Genomic DNA, 18,675 nt, shown 5'->3' with positions numbered 1-18,675 from the left:
CAAACCATCTCTGGGTAGTCGGCATGAAAATCGCCGGAAAAGACAAAATCGATTGATGGAGATTAAAATGAAAAAATATCTGCTTGCTGCTTCCGTGATTGCTCTTATGGCGACGTCGGCTCTGGCTGAAGAATGCGCGCCGATCACCAAACCTCAGGTGGAGCAGTTGTTTGATCGCTGGAACGCCTCCCTGGCGACGCTCAATCCTGAAAAGGTCGTCGAAAACTACGCCCCTGACGCCGTCCTGCTGCCGACCCTGTCGAACAAGCCGCGGCTGACGCAGGAGGAGCGCAGGGAATATTTCGTGGACTTCCTGAAAAAGCACCCGCAGGGTAAGATCAACAGCCGCACGATCAAACTGGGCTGTAACGAAGCGCTCGATACCGGCATCTACACCTTCACCTTGAAGGGCGGCGCCAAGGTGCCGGCACGCTACACCTTCACCTACGAATTTAAGGACGGCAAGTGGCTGATCTCCTCGCACCACTCCTCGGCCATGCCGGAGAAGCACGCGGGTTAAGCGGCCTGAGGCGGGGACACCGGCTATTCCGGTGCTCCCGCAGGGGCACATCTAAGCGATCGATACGATCTCCAGCTCATGCTCGCCGACCATGACGGCATCGCCGACGAATTTCCCCATGAGAGACTGGGCGACCGGTGAAACGTAAGAGATCGTCCCCTGTTTGGGCTCGGCTTCGTCTTCTCCGACGATGCGATAGGTCTGCACTCGCCCGTCATCGCGGCTGAAGGTGACCGTGCTGCCGAAGACGACGGTCTCGTTGGATGCCGGGGCTGCTATCAGCTCGGCAGTGCGAACCCTCTCGGCGAAATAACGCACGTCGCGAAGCGGTACTGCCGTCTGCCGCCGCCGCTCATTCACATCCTCGACTGCGCTTGCAGCTTCGTACTGTTCGCGAGCTTCCTGAAGCGCGGCATTGAGTGCCTTCCATCCCCCTTCGGTGACGAAGTTGGGATGGGGCGAGATAGCACGGTCGGGAAGCTGCGTTTCAGCAGCCGTTTCCGCACTTTCCTCTTTTGTAAACGCGACAGCCAAAGCAAGCTCCGAAAAGTAAGCGATCCTCTACAAGATCATATAGTCGGGCTATTGCGAAAACCAAGACGACAGCGACAGACCCCTGGGGAAAAGGCGACGTCAGCTTGATAACAGACGTTCTCGTTGAAACGGCATCTGGCACTTACCGATGGCGGATCCTTCGAGACCTGACGCACTCATTCTTGGCGAGCGAACAGTTCGCCGCTTCGGTGGGCGACGAATCCCCCATTCCTGCAGCTTCTGGAAAAACTTTCTCCATCAGACCGAAGGCTGCAAAATATATAGCCTATTAAATACATCGATTATATCGCAATACTTAAGCATAACGGGTTCGTGCCCAGCCAAAAACCTGCAATGTGGAGAGGAACGATGAAGAGACAGATCAAGCTCGGTGCATTTCTCCCCGGCGGCGGACAGCATATCGCGTCCTGGCGCCATCCCGACCAGCCGGTCGACGGGGCGGTCAATCTCCAGTTCCACATAGAGCTCGCGCAGGCAGCCGAACGGGGCCTTTTTGATGCCTATTTCCTGGCGGACGGGCTTGCTATCGCCTTCGGCGGCGGCATCGAGGGCGGCAATGCCAGAGTGGTGGGCTTCGAGCCGGTCACGCTGTTTTCGGCATTGGCACCATTTACCAAGCACATCGGCTTTATCGCGACGTCATCGACGACCTATGAGGAGCCTTACTCCGTTGCGCGCAAGTTCGCCTCGCTCGACCTGATCTCCGGCGGGCGTGCCGGCTGGAACGTTGTCACCACCGCCACCGAAGCCGCCGCGCGGAATTTCAATCTCGAGCGGCAGCAGCCTCATGCAGCCCGCTACAAGCGAGCGGCCGAACATGTCGAGGTCGTAAAAAAGCTCTGGGAAAGCTTTGACGATAACGCGTTCATTCGAGATCGCGCAAGCGGCGTCTATTTCGACGTAAACAAGGTGCACCGCACCGATCATCGCGGCGAACATTTCAAGGTCGAAGGGCCATTGAATGTCCCGCGTTCGCCGCAGGGTCATCCCGTCATCGTGCAGGCTGGCCAGTCGGACGATGGGCGGGGACTTGCAGCCGCCAGCGCGGAAGTGATCTTCACGGCACACCAGAAGCTCGAAACCGCTCAAGAATTCTATCGTGACATCAAGGCGCGGGCGCGGGGCCTCGGTCGCGATCCCTCGCATGTGCTTATCATGCCGGGCGTTTCGCCCTTTGTCGGCCGCACGGAGGCGGAAGCACGCGAGAAATACGAGCAGCTCACGAGCCTGATCATCGAAGAGGATGGGCTCGCGCTGATCAGCGCGCTCACCGGCGGCGAACTGGATCTTAGGGGCGCCGATCTCGACGGTCCGCTGCCGCCGGCGCCGCCGACCGAGGGCATGAAGAGCCGCCAGGAGCTGATCCGGCGCATTGCGGACGAGAACAATTTCTCCATCCGGCAGCTTTACCAGTGGATCGCTTCGGCACGTGGTCATTTCACTATCGTCGGCTCCGCGGTCCAGGTCGCGGATACCCTGCAGGAGTGGTTCGAAAACGAAGGCGCGGATGGTTTCAACATCCTGCCGCCATGGCTGCCCACCGGCCTCAACGATTTCGTGGAACTCGTCATTCCCGAGCTGCAGCGTCGGGGCCTGTTCCGCACCGCGTATGAAGGCAAGACCCTCCGCGAAAATCTGGGCCTGCCTTTCCCGCAAAATCGATGGGCTGCCGCCTATACCGAAGCCGCCGAATAACTGAGACATCATAGGGGAAAAGCTCATGGCGCTTGAAACGGAACAGCAGGCTCTCCTGGGGAGCTATCGCGAAACGTATATCTGGCCGGGCAGGCTGGCACGGGAAGCAGGGGCTCTGTTGCGCGGTTTCGTATCGCGCTACGGCCTGATCATTGTTTTTGTCGCGCTCTGGCAGATTTCACCGTCTCTCGGCTGGAGCAACCCCGCGGTTCTTCCGCCCCCCGATGCGATCCTGCGGGCGCTCTGGAACGGGATCAGCGGCGGCCCGCTGCTCGGCGACATCGCCATCAGTCTCCAGCGCGCCGGTATTGCATTTGGTGCAGCGGTTGGCGTCGGCATTCCGCTCGGGCTGTTCATGGGGCAGATCCGAATTGTCGAGCGCAGCCTCGATCCGATCCTGCAACTGTTTCGGCAGACATCCGCACTCGCGCTCTATCCGGTCTTCATATTGTTGCTCGGCCTTGGCGAGGCCTCGAAAATCTTCGTGATCTTCTGGGCAACGCTGTTTCCGACACTTCTTGCCACCATCGGAGGTGTCAAACAGGTGGACCCGAAGCTGGTGGAAATGGCGCGTGTCTACGGTGCCAAGCCGCTTACCGTGTTTCGCCGCGTCGTCCTGCCGGCTGCCCTGCCGCAGATCTTCGTTGGGTTGCGGCTGAGTGCCACCACCGCACTTCTGCTTCTCATCGCTGCGGAAATGATCGGCGCCAATTCCGGTGTCGGATTTCAGGTGATGAATGCGCAGTACAATTTCCAGATCCCGCTGATGTTCGCGGCGATTCTGCTGCTCGCCCTCCTGGGACTGTCGGCCAACTTCATCCTCGAGGCATTACAGGCCCGGCTCTGCCGCTGGGCCAACCCCAAGGACTGAAGGCCGAAACGCGCCACCATTTTCCATCCCATCCGATCTATGGAGTTCACATGCAGATTTCGCGCCGTTCTTTCGGCATCGCCGCAGTCGCAGCCGGTATCCTTCTGGCAGTCCCGGCAGGCGTTGCCATCGCTGCCGAGACCGATCAGGTCACCATCCGCTACCTCGCAAGCCAGGGCGGTCTTTCTGCCCATGAATTTGCCGATGCGCTCGGCTATTTCAAGGACACCGGCCTGACGCTCAAGGATGTCGGCTATGCCCCGGGTGGTCCGGCCTCTCTCTTCGCGCTGGCGTCGGGCAATGTCGAAGTCGGAGGTGCCGCGACTGCGGCAGTGCTGAACTCGATCGCCGGCGGCAACGATTTCGTCGCCGCCTATCCCTCGAACGGCATCGACAAGGTAACCGAGAGCATCTTTTATTCGCTTGATGGCAGCCCGATCAAATCGATCAAGGATCTGGCCGGCAAGACGATTGCCGTCAACACGCTTGGCGCTCATCTCGACTACACGGTGCGCGAGGCGCTCCATTCCGTCGGCCTGCCGGAAAATGCTGCCAAGCTCGTCGTCGTTCCCGGTCCGCAGCTCGAACAGGTTCTGCGTTCCAAGCAGGTCGATGTCTCCGCCTTCGGCTACTGGCAGAAGACCTATGAGGGCGTTGCGCTGAAAAACGGTGGTCTTCAGAAGATCTTCGGCGACACGGATGTGCTCGGCGAAATCGCCGGCGGCTTTACGGTGCTGCGCCGCGATTGGATCAAACAACACCCGCAAGCGGCCAAGATCTTCGTTGAAAAGTCGCAGGCCGCGCTCGAATACGCGCGTCTTCATCCTCAGGAAACGAAGGCGGTGATCGCCAAGGTTCTCGCCTCGCGCGGCGAGAATGCGGATATTGCGCAATATTTCACCGGTTTTGGCGTGCGTGAAGGTGGCAAGGCAGTGCCCCGCGACCTGCAATTCTGGATCGACATCCTCGCTCGCGGCGGCGTTCTGAAACCGGGACAGCTCAAGGCGGAAGACATTCTCTACGACCCGGCGAATTTCGCCGTCGCAGGCAACTGAGGAGCGGGTCGATGGCTGTCGCTGAACTAAGCTTGCGCGGAGAGGTGGCGATCAAGAACCTCTCCAAATCCTACTCGATCAACGGCCGCCATCTCAATGTGCTACAGGGGGTCAGCAACCACATTCGCGCCGGCGAAAGCCTGGCGATCGTGGGTGCTTCGGGTTCCGGCAAGACGACCCTGCTCAGGGTTCTCGCCGGGCTCGAGAATGCGGACAGGGGCGATGTTTTGATCGACGGTCAGCCCGTCTACGGCGTCGGCGCGGATCGCGCGGTGATCTTCCAGGAGCCGAGGCTTCTGCCCTGGCTCACGGTGCTCGACAACGTCGCCTTCCCGCTCGAAAATCACGGTCTGAAGAAGGCCGAGGCGAGGGCGCGCGCACGCCATTATGTCCAACTCGTGGGCCTCGGCGATTTTAATGACGCCCTTCCGTCGCAGCTTTCGGGCGGCATGGCCCAGCGTGTCGGCATCGCCAGGGCGCTTGCGGTGAAACCGGAAATCCTGCTGCTCGACGAGCCGTTCGGCGCGCTCGACGCCATGACCAAGATCACCATGCAGGAAGAACTCGCTCGCATCTGGCGGGAGGAGAAGGTGACGATGATCCTCGTCACCCATGATCTCGAGGAGGCGGTCTATCTGGCTGACCGGGTCCTCATCCTCTCCAAGGAGAAGGGCGGGCGCACCCGCGAGATCGACATCGACCTTCCGCGGCCGCGCAATCGCAGCGAGGCGCGCTTCGTCAAATTTCGCGAACAATTGTTGAACGCGTTCGGGCTGCACTGAAGTCTGGCCAGGCGTGGCGGCCGAATAGGTGCCCGTTCCGGCTCCATGTGCCATTAAAGGGGTTTGAGTAGATAGCCCGATGCGCCATACCCTTTACCGGGCTTGCATCTGGCGCTCGGTCCCGGCCTTCAGAGACGCCAACACTTGTTCGGGCGTCCGCCCCTTCGACGGGTCTGCCGTCAACTCGGTGGCAGCCGCCACGACTTCCGTGCGCAACCAAGTCTCAAGAGCCTTGTCGCGCGCCTGCAAGGCGCGCAGGCCGTCGCGGATAACCTCGCTCTCGCTGGCATATTCGCCTGACGAAACCTTGCTCTTGACCATCTGCGCCATTTCGGTCGGCAATGTGACGCTGAACTGTTGCGTACTCCGCATGGAGGAATCCCTTCATCAATCGCGCTCAATAGGATTTAACACTATCGCATATAGGTCCGATCCGGAAACCGTTCACCCTCTCCTTCGATAAGTGCGCTTATGGCCCGCTCGATCGTCTCCGCAAGGTTGATCTCGTGCCGATCAGCATAGGCCTAAATCGCTTCGATCGTATCGGCCCGCGGCCTGGTCGCGAACTGCTCCGTACGGCCGTGTTGTACGGATCATCCGTGTCCTGATATTCATCGTTGTTTTTCAATCCCCGGATCCGGATTTCGACGATGCCGCATAAGTTCAATGCTGACCGGCGTCAAAAGAGGCCTGGCAAAGATCCACCGACTACAACCAACGCAGCAGGGTGGAGACGCAGATGGGCCGATGGAAGGCTGTCATAGGGTCGCAACTCAAGGCGAGGAGCTTCGACAATCAGAAGATTGAAGCCAAGATCGGCGTCCGCGTTCTCAACCGGATGATGGAACTCGGCCGCCCTGAATCCAAGCACGTTGCAGAAACATGCCGTGGGTAGGGTGTGGCCTCGGACTGCAACTGAAGGCAAAAGCGGTGCCGGGCACCGCCCGGCACCGCTTCTGGCGTGAGTTTCACTTCGTTCGAATGCTCTAATTGTGCTCTGGGCGTATCAGGCGCCGATCGCGTCCTCGCCAAAACGGTTCGAACCCGTGGTGCCCTTTAAAAGCAGGACCTCCACCAAATACCAGACGCTACCAATCAGGGGGACGAACTGGATTAAGAAGAACCAGCCAGACTTGTTACGGTCATGTAGTCGCTTGACGGCGACGGCAAGACCCGACCAAACGCTGAAGATGACATAGGCAAGGCCAAGCGCGATATAGGGAATGGCTGCGGCCCCTTCAGCGTGGTAAGTGCCATCCTCGCTGATGGAGCCGGGAATCACAGACCAAAGAAGCGCGAAAACAAGGCCAACAACGGCGGCGACGATAATGTGAATAAGTACCGCGAGCCACATCTTCTTGCGGTTGATGCGGCCCTGGAATGAAAAAAGAAGTCTTTTCATGATGTCACTCGATTGCAATGGTTTCAAACTACTGACAGTTGCTCGGCAATTGTCAACAAACTGATAACATCGCTTCTCGAAGCAGAAAACACTTCTGTTTTGAGTTTAGACAAACAAGATTTGTCAAATTTCTTTTAGATAAGCGCAGAATAGAAGACGCCGGCGCTGCTCAAATTTACATCATTTATACCATTATTTAGAATATTATATTGTTCATAAAACACAAAATACTGATAAATCCGCGGGAGGTCGGCCGGGCTGTCGAGTTTCACGACGCTCTAACCCGGATTTTCATTTGAGAGTGATCCGTTCAGTCACAGGGAACCAATTGATGAACCTGCTGTATCGATATCGAAGCAGAGTAACGACGAAATGCAAAGTTGGGGTGAAATCTCAACGCAAATGGACACTGCTGCTTCTCTACGCATTTCCGGCGGCTCTGTTGATGGCATGGATGCCCCCCCGCCGGCATCGCAATGTGCCAAATGTGGGGCGCTGAAGACATCACAGAAAGAGAGAGCATCCATGTCGGAAGTTTCCATCATTGGAATTGACTTGGCAACGCGCGCCTTCCTAGAAACCACCTTTCATGCAGCAATCACCTCACCGTCCGGTGCTCCCCCGATTACCCTATGTTTTCTGCTCATTGCTACTCAAAGCCCTTACACTATTTAAATGACATGCGTCGGTCCGGCGCGGTAAACTCTAGCTCCGGGCAATGCCGGACGAGCACTATGACCTGACTTCCCTCCGCCGGTCCCGGTGGAGGGATTTTTGTCGTTGTGGCGCAAAGCCGGTCGGTCGATGACCACGTCGCTCTCAATGGTGCAGGTCGATCGGCGCCTTGTGGAACACGTCGTCCGAGGGCGGAATAGCTTGGCGCTCGATCATGCGGTGCACATATGGCGGGTCGTTGCCGCCATGGAGCGCCCGCAGGCGATCGGTATTTTCCGCATCCGCCTGGGTGCGCCGCTGGTTGTGGCGGATATATTCCACCCAGGTCGGCGTGTGGTAGGTTTCCGTCCAGATGCCGGGATTTTCCAGATCGCGCAGCAGCGCCCAATTTCTGGCGCCATCGCGGATACGGATTCGCCGCCGCTCGGCCATCAGCGTCAGGAATTCCGGCAGATGCTGGTCGCTGATCTGATAATCGACAAGGATGACGATAGGACCGCTGCGTGGCGTGATGTCCAGGCCGAGGGCAGGTTCGATGAAGCGGTTCAAGGGATCAAGGTTTAACGAGGCAAAGGCCGGCATCGAGAAACGCAGGCCGACAACAATGCCGACGAGCATGACCACAGCCGAGCCGTAGAGCGCATTCGAGACACCGAAGCGATCCGCCGCAACACCCCAGAGCCAACTGCCGCCGGCAATGCCGCCAAAGGTCACGGTCTGATAAAGCGACAAAGCGCGGCCCACGACCCAGCGCGGTGTCGAGAGCTGGACGATCGTATTGAAGAGCGAGAGTGCGAGCACCCAGCAGGCCCCGGAAACGAACAGGCCGGCGCAGGTGAGGGCCATAGAGGGACTCAAGGCGGTCAACACCATGCTGCCCGCAAACCCGGCGAAGGAATAGCGGATGATCGTCTCGCTGCTCAGCGCTTCTCGAAGCATAGCGTTCAGCGCACCACCCGCGATCGCTCCGATGCCGAAGGACCCCAGCATGAAACCGTAGGTCAGCGGTCCCCCCGAAACGAGACTAATCGCGACGATCGGCAGAAGGGCCAGCACCGAGCTGGCTCCGATGCCGAAGATGAAGCCGCGGATGAGCACTTTTTCGAGGTTGGGCGACATTGAGACATAACGAAGCCCGGCAAAAATCGCGCTGCCCAGTTTTTCGCGCGGCAGCGTCGATGTCGAAGGAGCGGGTTTCCAGCGCATCAGCGCATAGATGAGTGCAAAGTAGCTGACGGCATTGACCGTAAAGGCGGCCGCAGCGCCGGCGGCCGCGACGATAATGCCGCCGATCGCCGGGCCGACGCTTCGGGTCATGTTGAAGCCCATGCTATTCAGTGTCACGGCGTCCGGCAGATCCTCTCGGGGCACCATATCTCCGACCGATGCCTGCCAAGAGGGATTGTTGAGCGCCGTTCCGCAACCGATCAGGAAGGTAAAGAGCAGAAGCAGCCAGGGGGTGATCCAGCCAAGCAAAGCACACAAGGTCAGGATTGCCGATACGATCAGCATCAGAAACTGTGCCGTCAGCATCACCCGGCGGCGGTCGAAATTGTCGGCAAGTGCCCCGGAAACCACGGAAAACAGCATGATCGGCAGGGCAGTCGAGGTTTGGACCAGCGCCACCATGTCTTCTGACGACGTGATGGTCGTCATCATCCAGGCGGCACCGACGGCTTGGACCAGCCCGCCGAAATTCGACGCAAGGCTCGCGAGCCAGATCCGGCGATAGGTCTCGTGCTTAAGCGGTGTGAACGTCGACGGTTTTGATGACAAGGTCCCTCCAACATCTCTCTGCTTCCCCTCCGCTCCAGTATAGGACGAAGCTTTGCGGTGGCTAGGAAGGATTGATGGGTGGGTGCGATGACGCCCTCGGTCGCAATCTCGTTTCGCGATCACAGCGAGCAATTCTGATTGTCGACCGAACGGCGGCTGGATCAAATAAAGATCCGCTAGTGGACCTTTCTTTCGACTTCGGTTGCCACGCTGAGCATTTGCAGCAGATATCGTATGAGTGCGACGTCCTCGGTGGACACTTGATTTTCAAAGACCTGCGTGATGATTGCGTTCAAATTATTGGCCTGATCGTGCACCAGTTCTTTAATATAGATTTCGGGTTCGGCAAAAGTTACAGTTTGATTTTGTTTATCGCTTGTCATTTCACACCAGCTTGTCCTGACGCGTCTTTCCGATTTTCACGGCATTCCGCAGCTTTCAATTCTTGATCGAATTGCTCGATCATACGTTGCACCCACGGCTCATAATAAACGTCACCGCCGTCCCGACGGCGATCGCGCTCTTCCGTGGATCTCATCTGCTCGACCAATGCTCGCAGCGTTCGCATTACCCCCTCATTTCCGCTCGTTGCCGGAGCTGGGCCACCTCGCAAATCTCTTTTGAAATCCTTCGGTCGCATCTCAGCAATCGGCGTTTGCAGCCCCTCCCGATCACATAGTGTTGCCTGCTTCAAGCCGGCTCGCGCCCGTGGATCTGGCCATTGTTTTTTCACTTAGCCAAATAGGCGCTTTCATTATTCTTGTGGTTTGAACGAACTCCTGCATGAGCCAGGTAGGGCAAGTGGCTCAAAGTCATCTCCGGCTTCAGCGGGTTATGAAGCTCCGGTTCCAGCAAGAGGGTTGTTCCTTCGATGGAATAGAGTTGATGATGCCGCAATAAGCCGGCCACGGAAGGTTTCGCTTGGATCGGCACGACTATGCCATCCTCAAGCAGCGAAGGTGATCCGAGTTTGGTCACCTGCCAACCTGTCGAAATCAACAAATCCACCAACTTTGGGTGCGTTTCGACGATCAGCGAAGTGATACCCGCAACAAGGCAAAACTCCATTACGCCGGTCATCAGGACATGGGAGGCCGGCACGTCATCGATGAGAATTTCACCTTTCGCGACAACGCATCGGGTCCATTCGAAAATGTCTGGCGAACGTGGCCACGTTTCGCCGTTCATGATCTGAGGATATACGTCCGACAGCAAATGCGGCTCTGTCGTAGGGAGCAGTCGCGAATATCCGACGACCGCATCTTCGTGAAATAGGGCGAGATGCAGGGCGCGCTCGTGATCGAACTGGTCTATTTCCAATCCGTCGCTCCGGCGAATGGCCTCCCAACCGAGCCTTTCGACAAATTGCTCGTGCCGAAAGCGCCAAATTTTCTCCATTGCTTGCGCGTTCGACGCCGAACGACCCACGTAGAGTCTTATCATCCTTGCCCCTGGTTTTAGGGCAAGAATGCATGATAGTCCCTGCAATTTAAATGAGTAAAAATACCCAGCTTTTAGACCTCGACCGAGGCCGTCCCACGAGCTTAGCGTGAGCTTGGTCGGGGGAGCGCCAAGGCGATGCGCGTAATGGGCAAGTTGGCGCAAGAGCATGCTGGCTTACCAGCAGCTCCGCCTCGCAAGACATTTCAGCGAAGTATTCCGAAACGAAAGCTTTCCGCTATCATCTGTGCCGCATTCACGACGTTAAGCTTGCGCTGAACGTTCAGGATCTCGTTCTGAATGGTTCGGTGCGAACGTCCCAGAATTTCGGCGATCTCGATGGCCGTCTTGCCGGCTGCGCACCACTGAATGATTTCCCGCTCGCGCGCCGTGATCCGCAACGGGCTTCGGTCCCGCGCCCTTGCTTCCTTCGCCATAAGACTGCGCAGTGCATTGTGGGCGTAGATCGACAGAATATGTAGCGCCCCTCTGGCGGCGTTGGAGAGGTCCACCTTTTCCGCACCAAACGTAACGATCGCCTGGAAGCCGCTCGCTGAGTGCAATGGCACGCTGTAGCCATCTTTCATTTTGAATTCTTTGGCTTCGTTCATGACGCGGCGTGCGTGACGGCCAAGCTCTTGATCCCGCAGCGCCTCCGACCAAACGAAAGCACCGTCCTGCATTTTAGAGAGCTGGATGACCGGATCGGCGTGGACGTAGTTGTGCGATACATAGTGGTCGAACCACTCCGACGGCCACGCATTCAACATGAAGTAGGAATCGATGCGCTCAGTGGGCAAAGGTATGCCGGAAATTGCAAAACAGCTAAAGCCGAAGTGGCGTGCTGACCTGTCCAGTGATCCGAGTATGTCGTCCTTGCTTTTTGCGGCCGCGGTTTCCGACAAAAGGTCGAACATTACGTTTGCAGTTGCCACGGCTTCACTGTCCACTCGCCCCTCCCCAGGATTTCAGCCAATTTAACGCATATTAGCTCAACGAAGTATTATTTTCATGACCATTTCGGGTGAATGCCGGCATTATATGATGTTTTTATAATAAAACTGGAGCGCGGGCGAGAAGGCAGCTGGCAGAATGGCGATCCCGCATGATCGGGCGGACATGCTGCAGCTCATTTGTCCGACCGAGAATGGACCGAAAGGTAGGCAAAATTGCTTATTTACCGTTGCGTAAGGTAGCTGCTAAATCGCATACCAGGGAAGAAAAATTGCAGCTACAGGGTGCGGGCATACCGGAGGCCTTTGAGCGTCTGGCAAGAAATTCCAAATAGCGACCAGGCAGGATCAACCTGCCGCCTACATGTCTCATGTCGACGAAAGCAGGGACTTTCGTCGACGCCAACAAGAAAATGCCAGCCTTCGGAATCGACCTCGGCATCAGCAGGTCGATGAGTGGTGAAGCTATGGCTTGGCCGCTGCCTGGAGAAACAAGCAACAGGCACACAACATGTGCGACCTGTTTCGGACAGTTTTGATGCGTGACTGATGGAAGCGGCACGTCCTGCCTCATCGATCAGTCTTTAGGCCTGAATGATGCGACGTTGCGCCGAGGCATTCGCACTCTCGTGCCGCAACGCCATGCTTGAATTCCGAAAGTCGAACCCAGGCAAAGCCTTGCGTCACGGCCAGAGACGACCGTGCGAGGCGCAGCGATCACGTTTCCGGCAAGCACAGAGGGGGCCATGAACAACCTTAAGGGATCCTGGAGACTGTTGGCCTGGCGCAGGACGACGAGCAAAGGAGATGTTTCCTATCCGCTTGGCGAGGACGCATCGGGTTTGCTTGTCTATACGTCGACCGGCAGGATGATGGTGCAAATGACGGCCGCACACCGTCCGGCGTTGGAGACGACCGATCCTCTCGGCGGCAGTGCCGAGGAGCGGGCGGCGGCCTACTCAACTTCTCTGGGTTATTTCGGCAGCTACAGGGTTGCCGAAGGCAAGGTCACCCACAGGATCGAAGGCAGCTCTTTCCCCAATTGGTCGGAAACCGAGCAGGTCCGCCCCTACGAGCTTAAGGGCGATGAGCTGATCTTGCGTACGCCCCCCTCTGAGAGCGGTGGAGTAACCACCGTGAACGAAATGTCCTGGATCCGCGACAAGGGACCAGCCGACGCCTGATTCACTTGGGCGCTGTTGCGCCTCTTTCATGCATTCGAGCGGAGGAACAGATGAACATCACCAGCACCATCCATCATGCGACCCGTGCCCGGGCAGGGGTGCCGCTTGCTCTGGGAAGGCAGCACCCGAAAGCAGCCTATCAACAAACCGATCTGGCGGCTCTCGCCAACTATCTCATCCTGTTGATGCTGCGCAACGTCACGAGCGACGGCTATGTCATCGAGGACCCCGCCAATCCCGGGCAATATTCAGCCCCCGGATGCGTTATCGCCGCGCCCTCCTTTCCCGCCAACACGCCCGGCGTCGATCAAGACTATGTCTACAACTGGGTGCGCGATGCGGCGATCACCGCCATCGAGATCGCCGCTGCCGGATTGCCTGTGACCCCAGGCAGTGGCATGCCCAGCCTGATCGACTACGTCAGCTTTGCCAGACTCTGCCAGACGAATGCCCATCCGACGCTGGGGCATGCATGCTTCACCGTCGCCGGGCAACCGCGTCCGTGGACCGAGCAGAATGACGGACCTGCCATTCAGAGCCTCGCTCTGCTGCACGCTTATCCTCAGTTGGACGCAGCGACACAAGCGACTGCCAAGCAGGTCATCGAAACAAATGTCTCCTATCTCCTCGGTGTCTACCAGCAGCCCACCACCAATCTGTGGGAGGAGCACGAAGGTCTGTCCTTCTTTGCGCGCTCGGTTCAGCTACGCTGTCTCCGGGAGATTGCGGCCAATAGCTACGGCATTGGCGTTGCCGGCGATATAACGACGGCGATTGCCTGGCTCGAGAACGCCGTTCGGGATCATTGGAATGGTTCATACTATGTCACCATGCTGAAGCCGGGTGCCGGTCCCGGCGTCTCGGTTGTTCCCGAAGAGCTTGGCTACGATCCGAACATCGACATCGTTTCGGCCTGTGTTTACGGGGCGGTGCCGGCAAGCGACACAAAATTGCTTGCGACCGCAGCCCGCCTGCGCAGCCAGTGGGCAGATCCCAATTCCCGAGCATTCTATCCGATCAATGCCGCCGATGAGGCGCGTGGGATTGGTCCGCTCTTGGGCCGCTATCCCGGCGACACCTATGACGGCGACGTCGCCCATCCCGTGACCGGGGGGCATCCCTGGGCGCTGTGCACATGCAACTTCGCGGAACTTTACTATCGTCTCGCCAACGACATCGATCATGCCGGGACGGTTCCCTTGGATAGTCTGTCCGAGGATTTCTTCGGACAGGTCGGGGTGACGAGAACGACCTCCGCCCTCGATGCCGCGACCGCCCTCAGAAGCGCGGGCGACGCCATGCTGCGCGCGGTCATCTATCACAGTGATCGGTATGAATTGAGCGAACAGTTCGACGGCATGTCCGGTTATGAAAAGAGCGTGCACAATCTGACATGGAGCTATGCATCGTTTCTGTCTGCCGTGCGCGCCAGAACCAGCGGAAGCAAGCTGCCCGGCAAGGCGGCCGGTAAGTCCACGCGGGCGGCCGGGAGCAAAAAATGAGCGAGCGATTGGCAAGCTTCATGGCTCTCTCAAGCGCGCTGACCGGCTTCAACGCGATGCGGCTGCACGCGACCGATCTGGCTGAGACCTACCTCAGTCTGCTGGATCAGATCGTTCCCATCGATATCGTGAACGATCTGCTCGACAGCTTACGAGAATTGCCGGCGGACCGGGACGGTGAGCCACTACCGGCCATTCTCAGGGATCCGCAGCTCGGGCCGATCGCGCGCAACGTGATCATGCTTTGGTACTGCGGCACCTGGCAGCAATTGCCTGCGGGATGGCGCACCGCCTTTGGGGCATCCCCACTCGATAAAACCCATCTGGTCTCCGGCGCGGCCTATCAGGCTGGCCTGCAATGGCTGGCGGCGGGAGCCCATCCGCCGGGAGCCAAGCAGCAAGGTTTCGGTGCATGGGCGCTCGCGCCCGCGGGGGGAAGAGATGGCGAACGAGACATCCTTTGACGTGGTGATCGTTGGCGCGGGTGTTGCCGGTGCCATGATCGCAAAGCGTTTGACCAGGGCGGACATGCGGGTTCTGCTGCTTGAGGCGGGGCCGGGCACGACGCGCAGCTTCGATGAATACACGCAGCATCTGGAGCACTTTTACGCTGCAAACAGCAAAGGCCCGGAATCGCCGTGGCCGCCGGCGGTCGCCGCACCGCAGCCCGACACCGCCGATTTACAGTCGAACAACGGCTACTTCGTCCAACGTGGTCCCAATCTCTATGGCAGCAGCTATACGCGGCTATTGGGCGGTTCGACCCTGCATTGGCTTGGCGTATCGCTGCGCATGTTGCCGGAAGATTTCCGCATGCGATCGCTGCACGGGGTCGGGCGGGACTGGCCCATCGGTTACGACACGATCGCACCCTATTACGAGCAGGCCGAACACGAAATCGGCGTTTCCGCCGATGTCTCCGAACAGCACTATCTTGGGCTCAGCTTTTCCGATGGCTACGACTATCCGATGCAGCGCGTTCCGCCCAGCTTTTCGGATATGGCGCTCGGGGCAGCCGTTGACGGCATGGAGGTGCAGCTTCAGGAGGAGTCGTTTCGGCTCAGGGTTCGAAGCTATCCGGCGGCCCGCAATTCGCTGCCGCGCAAGTCCTACCGGCCCGTCGGCACCGGCTATCTCGGAGAGCGCTGCGAGGGCAATACGTCCTGTACGCCGATCTGTCCGGTGCAGGCGAAATACAATGCCGGCAAAACCCTCGCTCAGGCGGATTTGAACCGGTTGACCGTCCTGACGCAGGCGGTCGCCTCGAAGATCCGTATCGATGCGACAAGCGGCGAAGTGCAGGGGATCGAGTATCAACGCTACGACGATCCGACCTCGACGAATGCAACGACCTTTGTCGCAAAGGCCCGTATCTATGTTTTGGCGGCGCATGCCGTGGAAAATGCCAAGCTCATGTTGGCTTCGGGCATCGACGGTCCGCGCGGCCAGGTCGGCAAGACCCTCATGGATCATCCCACACTCTATGCCTGGGGGCTCGCGCCCCTTTCGATCGGCGCCTACAGAGGCCCGCAGTCGACGGCCGGCATCGAGGACTTGAGGGGCGGCGCATTTCGTTCGAAGCATGCGGCATTCCGCTTCGACATCGGCAATGACGGCTGGCGGGCGAGCACGGGAGCTCCCGACACGGCGGTCTATCAGGCGGTGATGAACGGCGGGCTCTATGGCTCGGCACTGCGTGGGCAACTCGAGGCGACGCTGCCACGCCAGATGCGCTTCTCGCTTGCGGTCGAACAGCTTCCCGACGCTGCCAACAGCGTCAGCATCGATCCCCGCTATCGCGATCCCCTCGGCAATCCGCGTCCCGTGGTCGACTACCGGATCGACGACTATACGCTGGCCGGAATGGCGGCCGCCTCCCGCATTGCCGGAGCCGTGTTTCGTCGAGCCGGCATAAAGGATTGCACGGACCCCGAAAAGGGAAGCTGGTTTCCAACTGCCTACTATGAGGGTCGCGCCTTTCGCTACCACGGGATGGGGCATTTTGCCGGCACGCATGCCATGGGCGCGGACCCCAGCGGCTCCGTCATCGATGCGGACCAGCGCGCCTGGGAACACAAGAACCTTTTCGTCGTCGGTTCCGGCAGCTTTCCAACGCTTGGCACATCCAATCCCACGCTGACCCTATCGGCTTTGGCATTGCGGACGGCGGATCGGTTGATCGCGAGTTTCGCACACTGATCGCATTTGCACATGCCGGCAAAAGCCGGCGGACGAGTTCATCTATCCGGAGCGGTCCTTCGATCGCGCCACGCAAAAAGGGAGCAAGCAGAATGCATCGATCATGTCGGCTGCGCGCCAACCGGAAAGAAGGCCGGGAAAGTAGCCCCCGTTTTTCACCGCATGGGACGGAGGTGCGCCATGCTCTTTGCCATTGACTCTGCGCGAAGGACCGACATTGGAGCCGTCGCGGCGGACGGAAATTATGATGCAGTCATCGTCGGTACCGGCATCTCCGGAGCCATTATCGCCAATGAACTCAGCAAGGCGGGCAAGCGTGTCCTCGTCCTGGAAGCGGCGTCGGGAACGAACCGGAGCCTGGACGGATACAATGCACTGGTGACGAACTTTTATAAGGCCGCCAGCAAGGACAACCAGTCGCCCTATCCGGTCAACCCCAATGTTCCGATGCCGCGTAGCCCCGAGCTGCGCAAGCTTCAACCGGGCGAAACCAACGCTTCGACCTACATGGTGCAGTCCGGTCCCTACGTAACCGACACGACCTATACGCGGATTTTTGGCGGCACGACCATGCACTGGGAAGCCAAAACGCCGCGGCTGCTGCAGGAGGACTTCAAGTCCAACGCTCTCTACGGTCAGGGTCTCGATTGGCCGCTGGACTACCGCGACATCGAGGCAGACTATCAAACCGCGGAGCGCGAGATCGGCGTGTCGGCCGATGTCGAAGATCAGAGCTATCTCGATATCACCTTTCCCCAGGGTTACGTCTATCCCATGCGGGGGCTGCCGCTTTCCTATCTCGACCAGATGGTGGCCAAAGGCATCGACGGAACCTCGGTCGAACTCTACGGACAAAACTATCCCGTCAAGGTGCGGCCCTATCCGCAGGGACGCAACGGCATCCCCAATCCCGCCTATGACGACGGCAAGGGCTATGTGCCGGTCGGCGCGGTCAATACGCATGAGGTCGAGGAGGGGGGACGCTGTCAGGGCAACACGAACTGTGTGCCGATCTGTCCCGTGCAGGCGCGTTACCATTCCGGAAAAACGCTGGCGAAAGCATTCCAAACCGGCCGGGTCGATCTCCTCGCGCAGGCCGTCGCCTCTCGCGTTCTGATCGATTCAGATACGGGTCGGGCCAAGGCGCTTGAGGTCAAAGTCTACAAGGACGCGGCTTCGCCGGAATATGAAACGATCACCGTCAGAGGCAAGATTTTCGTGCTGGCCGCAGGCGCCATCGAAACGCCGCGGCTGATGCTGGCATCCGGCCTGCAGAGCTCAAGCGGCCTGATCGGCCGCAACCTGATGGATCACGCCTATTTGCTGAGCTGGGCGCTAATGCCGGAGGTGTGCGGCACGATGCGCGGCACGAGCTGTACCGGCGGCATCGTGGATTTGCGCGGTGGCGCCTTCAGGCGGCATCAGGCAGCCTTCAGCGTCGATATTCACAATGATGGCTGGGGCTGGGCTGTCGGCTCGCCCTATTCTGACGTCACCGAACTTGTCCACCAGCACAACCGCTTCGGTGGCGATCTGAGGCAGGGCCTGATCGACCGCATTTCACGCCAATTGCTGCTCGCCTTCATGATCGAGGTGATGCCGGTCGAGAGCAATCGCGTCTCGGTCGATCCGCAATATACCGATCGCATCGGCAATATGCGGCCGGTCGTCTCGTTCACGGTTCCCGAGTACACGATGCGCGGTGCCGCCTATGCGCGGGAGTTCGCAAAGACCATGTTTGCTCGGCTCGGTGCCGCCGACCACACCCGCTATGACACCAGTGACTATGGCTACGTGAACTACGAAGGGGAAGGCTACGCCATCCGCGGCGGCAACCACCTGGCCGGAACCCACATCATGGGATCCGACAAGCAGAGGTCGGCTGTCAACACCGATCAGCGCTCTTGGGAACATGACAACCTTTATCTGGTCGGCGGTGGCAGCATGCCCACCATCGGTACGGCCAACGTCACCTTGACCCTCGCAGCACTGTGCTACCGCAGCGCCCGAGCAATGCTGAAACAGTTGCAACGATAAGGCTCGGACCGCTTCCGCGCGCAGAACAA

Annotated in this window: 18 protein-coding genes; 10 read left to right on the top strand and 8 right to left on the bottom strand. The window is 58.8% G+C overall.

Translation table 11 applies throughout. The features are described 5' to 3' along the window. Window positions 1-67 precede the first annotated feature (67 nt). The gene (locus QD357_RS15125) at window positions 68-520 is read left to right on the top strand and encodes an SgcJ/EcaC family oxidoreductase (RefSeq protein ID WP_414124536.1); all 453 of its coding nucleotides are present in this window, start codon (window positions 68-70) and stop codon (window positions 518-520) included. Between the two features lie 51 nt (window positions 521-571). On the opposite strand, the gene greA is transcribed toward QD357_RS15125, so the two are convergent. Beyond that, on the bottom strand, window positions 572-1,054 hold the full coding sequence (gene greA / locus QD357_RS15120) for a transcription elongation factor GreA (protein WP_183938441.1): 483 nt from the start codon (window positions 1,052-1,054) through the stop codon (window positions 572-574). A gap of 369 nt (window positions 1,055-1,423) precedes the next feature. On the opposite strand from greA, the gene QD357_RS15115 reads away from it, so the two are divergent. The 4 genes from QD357_RS15115 to QD357_RS15100 are packed head-to-tail and all read left to right on the top strand — an operon-like array spanning window position 1,424 to window position 5,478. Beyond that, complete coding sequence (locus tag QD357_RS15115; RefSeq protein WP_183938442.1) at window positions 1,424-2,770, top strand: LLM class flavin-dependent oxidoreductase; 1,347 nt, start codon at window positions 1,424-1,426, stop codon at window positions 2,768-2,770. A gap of 25 nt (window positions 2,771-2,795) precedes the next feature. After that, entirely contained in the window at window positions 2,796-3,641 is an 846-nt protein-coding gene (locus QD357_RS15110) for an ABC transporter permease (protein ID WP_183938443.1), read from the top strand. Window positions 3,642-3,691: 50 nt separating this feature from the next. Further along, a complete protein-coding gene (locus tag QD357_RS15105; RefSeq protein WP_183938444.1) occupies window positions 3,692-4,696 on the top strand; it encodes an ABC transporter substrate-binding protein in 1,005 nt (334 codons plus the stop codon). A gap of 11 nt (window positions 4,697-4,707) precedes the next feature. Continuing rightward, window positions 4,708-5,478 (top strand): ABC transporter ATP-binding protein, encoded by a 771-nt coding sequence (locus QD357_RS15100; RefSeq protein ID WP_183938445.1) that lies wholly within the window; start codon window positions 4,708-4,710, stop codon window positions 5,476-5,478. A gap of 93 nt (window positions 5,479-5,571) precedes the next feature. Here QD357_RS15100 and QD357_RS15095 read toward each other — a convergent pair whose 3' ends face one another. The 7 genes from QD357_RS15095 to QD357_RS15065 all read right to left on the bottom strand — a co-directional run bounded on the left by QD357_RS15095 (window position 5,572) and on the right by QD357_RS15065 (window position 11,721). After that, window positions 5,572-5,850, bottom strand: a complete 279-nt coding sequence (locus QD357_RS15095; protein ID WP_183938446.1) for a type II toxin-antitoxin system ParD family antitoxin — start codon at window positions 5,848-5,850, stop codon at window positions 5,572-5,574. 634 nt (window positions 5,851-6,484) lie between these two features. Beyond that, window positions 6,485-6,880 carry a DUF805 domain-containing protein gene (locus tag QD357_RS15090; protein ID WP_183938447.1) on the bottom strand — a complete coding sequence of 132 codons (396 nt, stop codon included), beginning with the start codon at window positions 6,878-6,880 and terminating at the stop codon, window positions 6,485-6,487. Window positions 6,881-7,699: 819 nt separating this feature from the next. Beyond that, window positions 7,700-9,331 carry an MFS transporter gene (locus tag QD357_RS15085; RefSeq protein ID WP_414124535.1) on the bottom strand — a complete coding sequence of 544 codons (1,632 nt, stop codon included), beginning with the start codon at window positions 9,329-9,331 and terminating at the stop codon, window positions 7,700-7,702. 176 nt (window positions 9,332-9,507) lie between these two features. Continuing rightward, window positions 9,508-9,714: a hypothetical protein gene (locus QD357_RS15080; protein ID WP_183938449.1), complete on the bottom strand. Its 207-nt coding sequence runs from the start codon at window positions 9,712-9,714 to the stop codon at window positions 9,508-9,510. Then, the gene (locus tag QD357_RS15075) at window positions 9,711-10,025 is read right to left on the bottom strand and encodes a hypothetical protein (protein WP_414124534.1); all 315 of its coding nucleotides are present in this window, start codon (window positions 10,023-10,025) and stop codon (window positions 9,711-9,713) included. The genes QD357_RS15080 and QD357_RS15075 overlap by 4 nt, the downstream gene beginning before the upstream one ends. A 35-nt stretch (window positions 10,026-10,060) precedes the next feature. Beyond that, entirely contained in the window at window positions 10,061-10,774 is a 714-nt protein-coding gene (locus QD357_RS15070; RefSeq protein WP_246451245.1) for an acyl-homoserine-lactone synthase, read from the bottom strand. Between the two features lie 203 nt (window positions 10,775-10,977). Further along, entirely contained in the window at window positions 10,978-11,721 is a 744-nt protein-coding gene (locus tag QD357_RS15065; protein WP_183938450.1) for an autoinducer binding domain-containing protein, read from the bottom strand. Window positions 11,722-12,470: 749 nt separating this feature from the next. Between QD357_RS15065 and QD357_RS15060 the strand changes: the two genes are divergently transcribed. From QD357_RS15060 to QD357_RS15040, 5 genes are all read left to right on the top strand, one after another. Further along, window positions 12,471-12,908 (top strand): lipocalin-like domain-containing protein, encoded by a 438-nt coding sequence (locus QD357_RS15060; RefSeq protein WP_414124533.1) that lies wholly within the window; start codon window positions 12,471-12,473, stop codon window positions 12,906-12,908. Window positions 12,909-12,958: 50 nt separating this feature from the next. Then, complete coding sequence (locus QD357_RS15055; protein WP_414124532.1) at window positions 12,959-14,410, top strand: glycoside hydrolase family 15 protein; 1,452 nt, start codon at window positions 12,959-12,961, stop codon at window positions 14,408-14,410. Next, complete coding sequence (locus QD357_RS15050) at window positions 14,407-14,874, top strand: hypothetical protein (RefSeq protein WP_414124531.1); 468 nt, start codon at window positions 14,407-14,409, stop codon at window positions 14,872-14,874. Before QD357_RS15055 ends, QD357_RS15050 begins: the two co-directional genes overlap by 4 nt. Continuing rightward, window positions 14,852-16,609 (top strand): GMC family oxidoreductase, encoded by a 1,758-nt coding sequence (locus tag QD357_RS15045; RefSeq protein WP_183938454.1) that lies wholly within the window; start codon window positions 14,852-14,854, stop codon window positions 16,607-16,609. Before QD357_RS15050 ends, QD357_RS15045 begins: the two co-directional genes overlap by 23 nt. 180 nt (window positions 16,610-16,789) lie before the next feature. Further along, window positions 16,790-18,646 carry a GMC oxidoreductase gene (locus tag QD357_RS15040; RefSeq protein ID WP_414124530.1) on the top strand — a complete coding sequence of 619 codons (1,857 nt, stop codon included), beginning with the start codon at window positions 16,790-16,792 and terminating at the stop codon, window positions 18,644-18,646. Window positions 18,647-18,675: the final 29 nt, after the last annotated feature.

It is taken from the genome of Rhizobium sp. BR 317 (assembly GCF_047445835.1).
GTDB lineage: Bacteria > Pseudomonadota > Alphaproteobacteria > Rhizobiales > Rhizobiaceae > Rhizobium > Rhizobium paranaense.
The sequence above is the reverse complement of the archived record's forward strand: the minus strand, read 5'-3'. Positions and strand labels throughout refer to the sequence as shown.